A 15,174-nucleotide genomic window follows, 5' to 3' on the forward strand; every position below is an offset into this window, starting at 1 on the left:
GCCTGCTGGAGTTTTTTTGAATGGACGGTATGGCCCTCGATGACATGACCCTGGACACCACGGCTCTGGCTGGCGGCGAACCGCTGAGCCCGGAGCAGCGCGCCGCCGGTGCCGGCGTCCTGTTGCTGAGCGCGTGCCTGCCGCACCCCGGGGTGGACAGGCTGCGCGCAGCTACGGCCGCCGCCGTGGCGCGCCACGATGTGTTCCGGCAGGCCCTGCGTGACGTGCCAGGCTACCGTGGCCTGCGTCGCGTGCCGTTGCCGGCACCGGCCCGCGTGCGCTGGGCCGAACTCCACAGCGCGTCGCGGGACGAGGCGAACGCGGCGTTGATGGCGACGCCCTTTGCACTGGGCGACGGCGAGTTTTTGCGCGCCGGTGTGTGGCATGCGCCGGACGACGCCAAGCATCTGCTGCTGGCCGGCGCATGCCAGGCGCTGGATGCCGGCAGCCTGTGCGGCCTGCTACGGGAAATTGTCGGTACACCGGCCACCGAGGAGCCCTTTTCCTACAGCCAGTTCTGCACCTGGCGCGCCGCACTGGAACAGGATGACGATGCCGCCGCCGGCCGCGCCTACTGGCAGGAACAGCCCGCAGACGCCAACGCACTGCGGCTGCCGGCGCGGCGCCTGGCACCGGCCACGGCCCGGCGGCATCACGTCACGCAACAGCTTGATCACGACAGCGCCGCGCGCCTGCACACACTGGCCACGCGCTGCCGGGTCGAGGAGCGTGCCGTGTGGCACAGTATCTGGTGCCTGCTGCTGGCGCGCGTCAGCGGCACCCAACGCTTTATCACCGGCTGGCAACACGATTGCCGGCAGGACTACGAGGTAATGGCCAGCGGTGCCGGTGTGTTCGAAAAAATCCTGCCGGTGCTGACACAGACCAGTGACGGCATCATCTTCAGCGACGCCATTGCCCGCCACGCGCACCAGTGCGCGGCGCATACCCAGGCGCAGGAATATTACCCGCTCGATCACGTCGACGAGCGCACGCGTGCGGCGGGTTTTCACTGGCTGCCATTGCCAGCGGACCTGCGTCTCGTGCAGGCCCCCTTGCCGCATGCATCGTTTGAACTGGTGTTGCAGGTGCAGCGCCATGCCACCGGCGCCACCCTGGTATTGCAGGCGGACAGCGCCCGCTACAGCACAGCGGCGTTGCAGGCGTTGCTGTCGCAATACCAGTGGCTGCTGGCCGCGGCCGCCGATGCACCGGCTGCGGATGTTATCGCGCCGCCGCTGGTCAGTGCGGCGCAGCAACAGGCATTGCTGGACATCAATAACGACTGCCGTGTTTTTGAGCCTGCGTCGTTACCGGCGCAGATTGCCCGTTACGCTTCACAACAGGGCGACGTCGTGGCGCTGGTGCAGGGCACCACACAACTCACCTACCACCAGCTGCACCAACGTGCTGCGCAACTGGCGCACTGGCTGCGCGAGCAGGGGGCCGGGCCGGGCGAGCGTGTGGCGATGCAACTGGGCCGCAGCCTGGAGGCGGTGGTGGCCCTGCTGGCGATCTGGCAGGCCGGCGCGGCCTACCTGCCACTGGATGAACGCTGGCCGGCGGCCCGCCGCCGCGCCGTGCTGGACGATGCGAAACCGGTGCTGGTGCTGCACGCGGCGCCGGTCAATGAAAGCGGCCGCCCGCCGGAAAAGGCAATGCCCGCCCGGGAAGAATTGCCGGCCGCACCGCAGCAGGCCACGCCGGGCACGCTCGCCTATGTGTTGTACACCTCCGGTTCCACCGGCACGCCCAAAGGGGTGTTGATCGAACACAGCCAGTTGCTCAACTACGTCGCCGCCGCGTCAGCCGTGATGGACCTGCCGCGCGCACGCCGCTGGGCACTGACCGGCGCGCTGGCCACCGACCTGGGCAATACCGCGCTGTTCGGCGCTCTGTTCAACGGCGCCACGCTGGTGATCGCCAGCGACGACGACATGGCCGACGGCGCGCACTTCGCCGACTTCCTGCGCCGGGAAAACATCGACGCGCTGAAAATGGTGCCGTCACATCTGGAAGCGCTGCTGGAGACTCCGCAACCCGTCGTGCCGCCGTTGCTGGTGCTCGGCGGTGAAGCCACCTCGCCGGCACTGGTGTCGCGCCTGGCGGCACTGGCGCCGCAGAGCCGTGTGTTCAATCACTACGGCCCCACCGAAACCACGGTCGGTGTCATGGTGCATGCCGTCGACCTGGCCACGCAGGGCAGCGAGCCCCTGCCGCTGACGCGCGTACTGCCGAACAACCGCTGTTATGTGCTGGATGCACGCCAGCGCCTGACGCCGGTCGGCGCTGTCGGGGAACTGTATGTCGGCGGCGCACAGGTCTGCGCCGGCTACCTCGGTGGCTATGGCGAAGAGGTATTCGGCCACGATCCGTTTCTCAGTCACTGCCCCGGGGCCCCGGGCGGCCGGCTTTATCGCACGGGCGATCTGGCCTGTGTGTTGCCGGGCGGCGGCTTTCGCCTGATCGGCCGCGCGGATGACCAGATTGCCCTGCGCGGTTTTCGTATCGAACCGGCGGAAGTGGAACAGGCCCTGCGCACCCTGCCGGGCGTGCGCAACGCCCTCGTGCGCGCGCAGCCCATGCGCCAGGGCGAGACAGAACTGGTGGCGTTTCTCGAAGGCGAGGCGACGCTGGCCGACACCGGTGCCGCCCGGTTTGCTGAACAGTTGGCGCCGCTGTTGCCCGGCGCCATGCACCCGTCGCGCTATCTGTGCCTGACGGCGTTTCCGCGCTTGCCGAACGGCAAGACGGATCTGTCGGCACTGACGCTGCTGGCCAGCAGCACCCGCGACCAGGCCGCGCATGATAGCAGCCCGCCCCGCGATGCACTGGAGCGCCTGATCTGTGACGCCATGGGTGATCTGCTCACCTGCCCGTCACCGGGCCGTGATGCCGACTTCTTTGCGCTCGGCGGTCATTCGCTGCTGGTGATCAAACTGGTGGCCCGGTTTCGCAAGGCATTGCAGGTCGAGGTGGCGCCCGGCGTGGTGTTCGATTTTCCGACGCCGGCACGGCTGGCCGACTGGCTGCGCACCCACCATGACGGCAATGCCCTCACCGGGCTGGCCGATGCCTGGTTGCGCAGCGGCGCCCGACGCGGCGGCGATTCCCTGTTCACCGGCACGGCGCCCTGACGCCATGCCCGACCGGAGCCTTGCATGACCGATTCGGTAGCGGCGTCTTTCCCGTTGTCCTTTGCCCAGCAGCAGTTGTGGTTCCTGCAACGTCTTGACCCGGCCATGACGGCCTACAACCTGCCGCGCGTGTTCCGCCTGCACGGCGTGCCTGATGCGGACGCACTGGAGCGTGCCTTTCGCGCACTGATTCGCCGCCACGCCATATTGCGCACCCGTTTTCATGAACAGCAGGGCGTGCCGCAACAGACCGTGCTCGACACCTTTGATTTCCGCCTTGAATGCCAGGATTGTCGTACGCTGCCTGCCGCAGCACAGCGCCCGGCGCTGGATGCGGCCGTGCGCGACATTGTCGGCCATGTGTTTGACCTCGGTGCACCGCCCCTGGTGCGCGCATGCCTGTTGCGCACCGGCGATGACAGCAGTGTGCTGGCGGTCTGTTTTCATCATATTGCGTCCGACGCCTGGTCCAATCCGATTGTCGCGGGCGACCTGGCCCGCGCCTATCAACTGGCGCTGACGACACCGGGCGACGTGACGCTGCCCGCGCTGCCGGTGCAGTACGCCGACCTGGCGCGCCGTCAGCGCGAGGCGGCTGAAAACGGCGCGCTCAACGACGCCCTGGCGTACTGGCAACAGCACCTGGGCGACGATGTACCGACACTGGATATCCCCACCGATTATCCGCGCCCGGCAGTGCAGACCTTCCGTGGCGCCCTGATGCCGTTCGAGGTTTCGCCCGCACTGTCTGCCGGGCTGCAACAGTTCTGCCGCATCGAACACTGCACCCCCTTTGTGCCCTTGCTGGCGGCATGGCAACTGCTGCTGGCGCGGTTGGCCGGGCAAAGCGATTTTGCCGTCGGTGTCCCGGCGGCGGGGCGTGACGATGAAGCCACCCAGCAACTGGTGGGCTATTTCGTCACTACGCAGGTATTTCGTGCCCGCGTCACGCCAGAGCGCACGCTGCGCGCACTGTGCCAGCAAGTGCGTGCGGACGCGCTCGGTGCGCTGGCGCATCCCGGCGTGCCTTTCGAACTGTTGCTGGAAACACGCCGTCCGGCCCGCGATGCCGCGCGCAGCCCGCTCTTCCAGTCGCTGTTTTCATTGCAGGTGCGTGATGGCAGCGAACAGTTTGCGCTCGGCGACCTGCGCGCGGACCTGGTGCCGGTGGCGGAACACACGGCGAAATTCGAACTGTCGCTGGACGTGGTGCTGGGTACGGCGGGGGCGCAGGCCGTGATCGAGTACAACACCGACCTGTTCAGCATCGGCACCATCGAACGGGTGCGTGCGGCCTATGAACGTGTGCTGTCCACCTTGATCGAAGCGCCCGACACGCGCGTGGGCGAACTGGTGCTGCCGACGCCGGCAATGATCTCGCAGTTGGCCGGGTGGGGCACCGGACGGCACGAGACCCTGCCGCGCAGCGTCACCGATCTGATTGCCGCGCAAGTCCAGTCGCAGCCGGATGCCATCGCCGTGCGCCAGGGCGACACCGCGCTGACCTACGCCGAGCTGTGGCACGCGGCCGGCGCACTGGCGGCCACACTGCATGCCGAACGCATCGGCGTGGCGGCCGCCGCATCGCCGCAGCGGCTGGTGGCGATGCTTGCGGTATTGCGCGCCGGCGCGGCGCTGGTGCCGCTGGACCCGGCTTTGCCCGCCGCCCGGCTGGCCCATATGATGCGCGCGGCGGAAATCGGGCAACTGCTCGCGCCGGCGGATATTGCCGCGCACCTGGACGTGCCGCCGCACGTTCCCGTCCTGGCACTGCACGCTGATCACGGCACGCATAGCGCACCGGCGGCGCGGCGGCACGCGCAGCAACTCGCCTATCTGATTTTTACTTCCGGCTCCACCGGCCTGCCGAAACCCGTGGCGGTGGCCCACGGTGCACTCTCGCAACATATCCAGGCTGTGGCGGCACGCTACGCCTTGTCCGCGCAGGACAAGGTGCTGGCCGCCGCCTCGTTCGGTTTTGATGCCGCACTGGAACAATGGCTGGCACCGCTGTCGGTGGGCGCCACCGTGGTGCTGCCGACACAACCGGCACTGACACCGGAACAACTCACCGCGCTGGTGCAGGAGCAGGGCGTGACGGTGCTCGATCTGCCGCCGGCGCTGCTGCGGCAACTGTGCGCGCTGCTGCCGGACGCCTCGCTGCCGGTGCGCCTGTGCATCACCGGCGGCGAAGCCTGCACACGGGATGATCTGCTTGCCGCGCAACGGGTGTTGTCCCCGGCACAACTGGCGAATGCCTATGGCCCCACCGAAGCCGTGATCTCGCCTGTGATCTGGCTGGGCGACAGCGTGCCGGAGGACGTGCCGCCGATTGGCCAGCCGGTGGGGGCTCGCCGCGCCTGGGTGCTGGATACCTGGCTCAACCCGGTGCCGCCGGGCCTGCCGGGCGAGCTGTATCTGGGGGGCGCAATGGCACGGGAATATGCCGGACAGCCTGCGCTGACAGCCAGCCGCTTTATCGCCGATCCGTTCAGCACACAGGGTGGCCGGCTGTACCGCACCGGCGACCGCGTACGCTGGCGCACCGACGGCATGCTGGAGTATCTCGGCCGCGTTGATGCGCAGCTCAGCCTGCGCGGTTTCCGTATCGAGCCGGGTGAAATCGAAGCCGCACTGCGGGCGCAATCCGCCGTGCGGGAGGCGGTGGTGGCGGTGCGCGGCAATCGCCTGCTGGCCTGGGTGGTGGGCGACGAGAGCGCCAACGACAGCGACCTGCGCGCCGCACTGGCGCAACAGCTTCCGGACTATATGGTGCCCGCCGTCATCCTCCGGCTTGCTGCGTTGCCATTGACGGTGAACGGCAAACTTGACCGCGCCGCACTGCCGGAACCGTCGCCGGCGAACGCGGAACAGGACGCGCCGGCGACTGAACAGGAAATCGCCCTGGCCACCGTCTGGCGCGATGTGTTGGGCGTGCCGGCGGTGGGCCGCGACGACAATTTCTTTGCCCTGGGCGGCGATTCCATTCTCAGCCTGCAAATTGTCGCGCGCCTGCGCGAGGCCGGCTGGCAGGCGACACCCCGGCAGATTTTTGAACGGCAGACTCTGGCCAGCCAGGCGGCAGTGCTGACCCCCGCGACACAGGCCGCGACATCAGACACCGAAGGCAGTGTGCCGCTGTTACCGATCCAGGCGGATTTTTTCCGCATGGCGTTGCCGAACCCGGCGCACTGGAACCAGGCGATCCTGCTGCAAGCGGAGACGGCACCGGACGAACAGGCACTGCGCCATGCACTGACCGCACTGGTGCAGCATCACGACAGCCTGCGGCTGCGTTATCACTGCGATGAACATGGCGTATGGCAGCAACGCTACACCTTGCCGCTGCCGGATGAGCAGCCGCTGCGCATCGCCAACACCACGCCGGACGGGATCACCGCGCTGTGCGACCGCGTTCAGCGCCAGTTTGATCTGACCCGTGGCCCGCTGCTGCGTGCCGTGCTGATGTACGTCAGCGATGGTAGCGTGCGCCTGCTGCTGTTGGCCCATCACCTGGTGGTGGACGCCGTCTCCTGGCGCATCCTGATCCAGGATCTGCACACCGCATTGCGACAACAGGCCGTGGGCTCCGCCATCCGGCTGCCGGAAAAAACCGGCAGTTATAAAGACTGGTCCGTTTTCCTGCGGCGTTATTTTGACAACGGCGCCCGCGCCGCCAAACCCTGGGCTGCCTTGCCGTACCCACTGCCCTGTGACCATCCGGAAGGTGACAATTGCGCCGCGCAGCAAACGCTGGAAGATATCAGCCTGGACAGCGCACAAACACACGCCTTGCTGCGCGCTGCGCCAGTAGCCTATCGCACGCAGGTCAACGACCTGCTGCTGACCGCACTGGGCCGCGCGCTGTGTCACTGGAGCGGCCAGCCGCGCGTGCTGGTGGACCTGGAAAGCCACGGCCGTCACCCCTTGCCCGGCGCGCCGGATCTGTCCCGCACGGTGGGCTGGTTCACCAGCCTGCAGCCGATCCTGTTATCGCCGCTGGGCGAACCGGGCGAAGCCCTGTGCCGGGTCAAGGAAAGTCTGCGCCAGGTGCCGCATCACGGCCTGGGTGCCGGTTTTACGCAGCCGCCGGTGCCGCGCGCCAGCGTGCTGTTCAATTATCTGGGGCAGTTCGATGCCAGCCTGGACACGGACAGCCCGTGGCGGCTGGCGCAGGAAAGCCCCGGCCACTGCGTCGACGATGAGGCACCGCAGTCACACGACTTCGTGATCAACGGGCAGGTGCTTGGCGGCGAGCTGCGTTTCGCGGTGCGCTACAGCCGCGCGCGCTACCGGGCCGCCACCGTGCGCGCCTGGGCAGCGCGTTTCCGTGATGAACTGCTGGCGCTGATTGCCCACTGCACCAGTGGCGCGCGGGGTGCCACGGCGTCCGATTTTCCACTGGCGCAACTGGACCCGGCGGGGCTGGCGCGGTTGCCGGTGCCGGCGGCGGACATGGCCGACCTGTATCCGCTGTCGCCCATGCAGCAGGGGCTGTTGTTTCACAGCCTGTACGCGCCGCAGGACAGCGCCTACCTGAACCAGCTGCGCATGGACATCACCGACCTGGACGTGCCGCGTTTCCAGCGTGCCTGGGAAACCGTGCTGGCCCGTCACGATGCGCTGCGCAGCGGCTTTATCACACAGGGCGAGGCGGCGTTGCAGTGGGTGGCACCGGACGTGGCCCTGCCGCTCACCGAATACACCGGCATTGAACCGGACCGCCTCGCCACCCAGGAACGCGAACGCGGTGTCGATCTGCTGACGCCGCCGCTGATGCGGCTGGCCATGGTGCGCACCGGCGCGCGCCGGCATCACCTGGTCTGGACCTGCCACCACCTGTTGCTGGACGGCTGGAGCAGTGCGCAACTGCTCGGCGAAGTGCTGCGGGCTTACGCCGGCGAACAGCTGCCGGCGGTGGTACACCGTTATCGTGATTACATTGCCTGGCTGGGCGAACGCGATGCGGACGCCAGCGAGCGTTACTGGCGCACCTTGCTGGCCGGCATCGAACAGCCGACGCTGCTCGCCGACGTGCTGGCACCGCGCACCGCGCGCGCCGCATCCCAGGCGGTACTGCATCAGTCTTTGCCGGCGCACCTCAGCCAGTCACTGCAACAACTGGCCCGCGCCCGGCAACTGACGCTCAATACGCTGGTGCAGGCGGCCTGGGCGCTGCTGGTGGCGCGTTACAGTGGCCAGCGCACGGTCACCTTCGGCGCCACCGTGTCCGGCCGGCCAGCGGCGTTGCCGGGCAGTGCCGACATGGTCGGCCTGTTCATCAACACCCTGCCGGTGGTGGTGGATACCGATCCGGCGCAGCCCCTGGATAAATGGCTGCACGCCTTGCAGGCACAGCACCTGGCCAGCCGCGAACACGAGCACACGCCGCTGTCCGCCATCCAGCGCTGGGCCGGGCAGGGCGGGCAGAGCCTGTTCGACACGCTGGTGGTGTTTGAAAATTTCCCCGTCGATGCGCTGCTGCACGAACACGACCGCGTGCTCGCCTGCGACAACGTGCAGAGCGACAGCGGCAACCATTACCCGCTGACGCTGCGCGTCAAACCGGGGGCCACGCTGCAACTGGATTTTTTGCACGACCCGGCGCGTGTCGAGGATGTGCAGGCCGTGGCGGATGAATACCGGGCATTGCTGACGCAGCTGTGCGCAAGGCTGGACCCGTCACCGGCCACCGCGCTGGGCGAATGGCCGTCGTGTACGGCACACACGGCAGAGCCCGCACAGCATTGGCCCCATGCGGATGTCCTGTCCCTGTGGCGCGCGCAGGTCGCGCGCGTGCCGGCGCAGGTGGCCGTCGCCAGTGGTGCGCAACAATTGAGTTATGCCGCGCTGGAGCAACGCAGCAATGCCCTGGCTGCACGGCTGCTTGCCTCGGGCGTGCAACCGGAAAGCCGCGTTGGCGTGCATGCCCGTCGCGGTATCGAACTGGTCACCGGCCTGCTTGCGGTGCTCAAGGCAGGCGCCGTCTATGTGCCGCTGGACCCGGACCTGCCCGCCGAACGGCTCGCCTGGCAGGCACGGGACGCCGGCGTGCAGACATTGCTGAGCGCCTCGCCGCTGGCGTTCGTGCCGCAGGTGCCGGTGCTGTCCCTGTTGCAGGCCGACGACAGCCCCGACGTTGTGCCGGCTCTGCCGCTGTCGCCGCAGCAGGGCGCGTATCTGATCTACACGTCCGGCTCCACCGGCCGGCCAAAAGGCGTGCTGGTGAGCCACGCGGCGCTGGCCAATTATGTGCAGGGCGTACTGGCCAGGCTGGCGCTGCCGGACAGCGCGCGCACCTTTGCCATGGTCTCCACCGTGGCGGCGGACCTTGGCCACACGGTGCTGTTCGGTGCGCTGTGCGATGGCCGCACGCTGCATCTGGTGCCGCCGGAGGACGCGTTCGAACCGGACCGGTTTGCCGATTACCTGCACCGGCATCACATCGACGTGCTGAAAATTGTCCCCGGTCATCTTGAAGCGCTGTTGTGCGCTGCGGCACCGGACAGGGCGCTGCCGGCCCATACGCTGATCATCGGCGGCGACGTGGCGCGCCAGTCGCTGCTCGACCGTGTCGCCGCCCTGGCGCCAGCGTGCCGCGTGATCAATCACTACGGCCCCACGGAAACCACCGTCGGCACACTGACCTGGACACGGGCCGGCGCGCAACCCGCACCGCTGCCGCTGGGCACGGCATTGCCGAATACCGGCGCCTGGGTGCTGGATGCCGCACTGCAATCGGTGCCGGCGGGTGCCGAGGGCGAGCTGTATCTCGGCGGCGTGGCGCTGGCACGCGGTTATCTCGGCCAGCCGGCACTGACCGCGACGCGCTTTGTCGCGCACCCGTTTTGCGAGGGGGAGCGCCTGTACCGCACGGGGGATCGTGTGCACCGTGCAGCGGACGGCACACTGCAGTATCGCGGCCGCACCGACGATCAGGTGAAGATTCGCGGCTACCGGGTGGAGCTCAGCGAAGTGGCGGCGCGTCTGCGCGCACTGCCGGGCGTCGGGCAGGCGGAGGTGATTGCCCGCGAACAGGACGACGGCCGCCTGCAACTGGTGGGCTATGTGGTGCCCGAACAGGACACCGCACCGCTGATGCAGGCGCTGGCCGATGTGCTGCCGGACTATATGTGCCCCGGCGCGCTGCTCGGCTTGCCGGCGCTGCCACTGACGGCGAACGGCAAACTGGACCGGCAGGCCCTGCCGCTGCCGGGGGAAACGCCGGCACAGGGTTACGCCGCGCCGGAAAACGACGTGGAACAGATCATCGCCGATGTCTGGGCCGAGGTGCTGCGCCGCGAGCAGATCGGCCGGCTGGACAACTTTTTCGAGTTGGGCGGTGATTCGATCCTGTCGTTGCAGATTGTCGCCCGCTGCCGCAAGCGTGGCCTGCGCCTCACCCCCAGACACCTGATGGAACGGCAGACCGTGGCGGCCGTTGCCGAAGTGGCTGTGCCCGTGAGCACCGCGCCGGTGACACCGTTGCGCCCGAGTGTGCACAAGGCGCCGCTGCTGCCGGTGCAGCAATGGTTTTTTGCGCAGGATTTCCCGTCGCCGGCGCACTGGAATCAGTCGGTCATGCTGGTGCCGGACGACGCCATGACCGTCGAGATCGCCGAGCGCGCCGTGGCTGCGCTGGTACAGCACCATCCGGCGCTGCGCATGCAGTTTCTGCGCGAGGGCGACACATGGCGGCAAACCGTTCAGGAAAACGTGGACGGTATTTTTCAGCAGGTCGGTTTTTCCCACAAACAGGACATCACACCACTGGCCGATCAGCTGCAACGCAGCCTGCGTCTTGACCGGCCGTTTCGCGCCGGCTGGCTGGCGCAGCATGACGGCACGGAACGGCGCCTGCTGCTGGTCGCGCATCACCTGGTGGTGGACGGTGTCTCCTGGCGCATCCTGCTGGAAGACCTGCAAGCCGCCTGCAGCCAACTGCTCAACGGCGAGCGCATCGCGTTGCTGCCGGAAGCCACGCCGCTGACCGACTGGCCCGTGACCCTGATGCAACAGTTGCCGCATTTCCGGCAACAGGCCGCTTTCTGGCAGGCGCAATGTGCGCAACCGGATGCGCCATTCCCTGCGACAACGCCCGACGGCAGCAACACCGTGGCGGACATGGCCACCTGCGACGCCACGCTGGACGCCGCCACCACCCGCGCACTGCTGGGCAGTGCCCACCGCGCCCGGCGCACGCGCCCGGACGACCTGCTGCTGACCGCACTGGCGCGCACCCTGTGTGCCTTGACCGGTGATGCCCGCGTCCTGGTGGAGCTGGAGGGCCACGGCCGCGAAGCGCTGCAGGCCGACACCGATCTCAGCCGCACCGTCGGCTGGTTCACCGCGCTGTATCCTGTCGCACTCACACTGCCACCCGGCGAGGCGCTGGCGCAGTTGTGTGCCGTGAAAGAACAATTGCGCGCGGTGCCGGACAAGGGGCTGGGGTTCGGTGTCCTGAAATACCTCGACGGCACACTGCGCGACGGCGCCGTGCCGCAGATCACCTTCAATTATCTCGGCCAGTTCGACCAGACAGCGCAGCAGGCCGCGCTCTGGCGCCAGGCACCGGAATCCGCCGGGCAGGCGCGTGCACCCGACAGCGAACGCCGCAGCAGCTTTGATCTCAGCGCACAGGTGAGCGACGGTCAGCTGCACCTGAGCTGGGCGTATTCCCGCGCGCGTCATGACGCCGGGACCATCAACGACTTGCTGACGACATTCTGCGCCACGCTCACTGACCTGGTGCGTGCCTGCGAGGCGGCGACACCGGGTGCCACACCGTCGGACTTTCCGTTGGCGGGCATCGATCAGGCGGCGCTTGATCAATTGCCGGTTGCCCGGGGTGACATGACCGATCTTTATCCGCTGTCGCCGCTGCAACAGGGCCTGCTGTTCCACAGCCTGTATGCCCCGTCGGGCAGCGCCTACCTGAACCAGTTGCGGCTGGATATCGACGGGCTGGACGTCAACCGGTTCCGCAGCGCGTGGCAGGCGGTCATCAACCGGCACCCGATTCTGCGCAGCGGTTTTATCACCGGCCAGGGCGAGCCGCTGCAATGGGTTGCCCGGGAAGCAACCCTGCCGCTGACGGAACGGGACCTTGCGCAGCCTGCCGAGTGCGAGGCGCTGGCGGAACAGGAACTCGCACGTGGCGTGGATCTGCTGCATCCGCCGTTGATGCGGCTGTTGCTGCTGCGCACGGGCACACACCGTCATCACCTGATCTGGACCAGCCATCACCTGCTGCTGGACGGCTGGAGCACGGCCCTGCTGCTGGGCGAAGTGTTGCGGCATTACAACGGCGAGTCGCTGCCGCCGGCAGGGCAGTACCGCGACTACATCGCCTGGCTGCAACAGCGTGACCCGGCCCGGAGCGACGCATTCTGGCGCGGCGAACTGGCGCGCATCGCATCGCCCACCCTGCTGGCGGCGGTGCTGCCGGGCGACGGTGACGGGCAGGGCGTGCTGGAAAAACGCCTTCCGTCGGACGTGCTGGAACAGATGGCGCGCCGCGAGCGCATTACCCTGAACACCCTGGTGCAGGGCGCCTGGGCGCTGGTGCTGCAACAGTGCACCGGCCAGCACACCGTTACCTTCGGCGCCACCGTGGCCGGCCGGCCGGCGGAACTGCCGGGGGCGGAGCAGATCATCGGGCTGTTTATCAACACGCTGCCGGTCAGCGTAACGCCGGACCCGGCGTTGAAAGTGGCCGACTGGCTGCGCGCACTGCAACGGCAGAACCTGGCCACGCGCGAATTCGAGCACACACCGCTGTACGACCTGCAACGCCAGGCCGGGCAGGGGGCCTTGTTCGATACGCTGCTGGTGTTCGAAAACTATCCGGTGGACAGCGCCCTGCGCGAAGCACGGCCGCACGGTCTGCGCTTCGGTGACAGCCACAAGCGTGAGGAAACCCATTACGGCGTCACGCTGGCGGTGCACCAGGCGAACGGACTGCACCTGCATTTGAGCCATGACCGCGCGCGGATCAGCGATGCGTCGGCGCAGGCATTGATGTCGCAACTGACAGCCCTGCTTGGGCAACTGGTGCGGGCGGCGGACGCCCCGCTGGGTGAACTGCATTGCCTGCCGGACGCCGTCCAGTCACAGCTCCGGCAGTGGTCGTGCAATCGCGCGCGCGTTGAAGACGGCCTGGTGCATCACCGCATCGAACAACAGGCCGCTGCGCAGCCGGACGCCTGCGCCTTGTGCTGGGGCGAGACGCAACTCAGTTATGGAGAACTGAACACGCGCGCCAACCAGCTCGCGCATCACCTGATTGCCCGGGGTGTGCGGCCGGACATGCCGGTCGGCGTGGCCATGCTGCGCGCGCCGGAGATGGTCATTGCCCTGCTGGCGGTGATGAAGGCCGGCGGCGCCTATGTGCCGCTGGACCCGGAATACCCGCGCGAGCGGCTGGCGTACATGATCGAAGACAGCGGTATCAGCCTGTTACTGACCCAGGCCACGGTGGCCCCCATGCTGCCGGTGCCGGAGGCAGTGACGATCCTGGCAGTTGATGCACTGGCACTCGACCCGGCGCCACACAATCCTGCCGTCGCGTTGCACGGCGATAATCTTGCTTATGTGATCTACACCTCCGGCTCCACCGGCAAACCGAAAGGCGCCGGCAACCGTCACCGCGCGCTGGATAACCGCATCCGCTGGATGCAGGGCGCCTGCCCCATCGATAACACCGACACGGTATTGCAGAAAACGCCGTTCAGTTTCGACGTGTCGGTGTGGGAATTCTTCTGGCCCCTGATGCAGGGCGCCCGCCTGGCGATTGCCGCACCGGGTGACCACCGTGATCCGGCGGCGCTGGCCGCACTGATCCGGCAGCATCAGGTCAGCACGCTGCATTTCGTGCCATCCATGCTGCAGGCGTTCCTGCTCGGTGCCGCGTTGTCGCACTGCGACAGCCTGCGGCAGATTCTGTGCAGTGGCGAAGCACTGCCGGCAGCGGTGCAGGACGCAGTACTGAAACGGCTGCCACAGGTGGCGCTGCATAACCTTTACGGACCCACCGAAGCTGCCATCGACGTGACGCACTGGCGCTGCCGCGATGAACGCGGCGCGCCAGTGCCGATCGGTGCACCGATCACCGGCACCGACACCTGGGTGCTCGACGGCGCCCTCAATCCGGTGGCGCCCGGTGTGCCCGGCGAACTGTATCTCGGCGGTGCCGGACTGGCGCGTGGCTACCACGGCCGTGCGGCGCTGACCGCAGAGCGATTTGTCGCCAACCCCTTTGCCGGCCATGGCGAGCGCCTTTACCGCACCGGCGATCTGGTGCGCTGGCGTGCCGACGGCGTGCTCGACTACCTGGGCCGGCTGGATCATCAGGTGAAACTGCGCGGCCTGCGCATTGAGCTGGGCGAGATCGAAGCGGTGCTGCTGACACAACCGGCAGTCCAGGCGGCGGTGGTCGTCGCCGTGCCGGTGCAGGGTGAACCGCAACTGGTGGCCTACGTCGTCACGGACGCTGAACAGCCCACGGGCGCTCTGCGCGACGCGCTGGCAGAACGGCTGCCGGACTACATGGTACCGGCATGCTTTGTCCCGCTGCCGGCGTTGCCGCTGAGCCCCAATGGCAAAGTGGATCGCCGCGCGCTGCCCGCGCCGGCCTTGCCGGAAACCTCCCAGGGCGAGCCGCCGCAGGGCGACACCGAAACCACCCTGGCCGCCATCTGGTGCGCACTGCTCGGCCACGAACGGGTATGCCGCACGGATCATTTCTTTGCGCTGGGCGGCCATTCGCTGATGGCGCTGAAACTGCAGATGCGGGTACAGGAGCAGTGCGCGGTGTCATTGCCGCTGCGTGCCTGCTTTGACCATCCGACCCTGCGGGCCCTGGCGGCCGAAATTGATCGCCTGCGCGGTGACGGCGACGACAGGACACAGGATCTCGACAGCATGCTGGCGTTGCTGGATACGCTGGAGTAGGGGGGCGAGTGGAGGCTGGGGTGTGGTTGAAGAGTGGGTCGGACGTCGGACGTCTGACGTCGGACGCTAAAAAGAAAATGCGACG

At 67.8% G+C, this 15,174-nt stretch carries 2 protein-coding genes; both read left to right on the forward strand.

Annotated features, from left to right (window positions below):
* Positions 1 to 20 precede the first annotated feature (20 nt).
* Complete coding sequence (locus S7S_RS05320) at positions 21 to 3,137, forward strand: non-ribosomal peptide synthetase (RefSeq protein ID WP_052269209.1); 3,117 nt, start codon at positions 21 to 23, stop codon at positions 3,135 to 3,137.
* A 24-nt stretch (positions 3,138 to 3,161) separates the two neighbouring features.
* Entirely contained in the window at positions 3,162 to 15,089 is an 11,928-nt protein-coding gene (locus tag S7S_RS05325) for a non-ribosomal peptide synthetase (protein WP_052269210.1), read from the forward strand.
* The last annotated feature ends 85 nt before the right edge of the window (positions 15,090 to 15,174 follow it).

It is taken from the genome of Isoalcanivorax pacificus W11-5, assembly GCF_000299335.2.
Classification (GTDB): domain Bacteria; phylum Pseudomonadota; class Gammaproteobacteria; order Pseudomonadales; family Alcanivoracaceae; genus Isoalcanivorax; species Isoalcanivorax pacificus.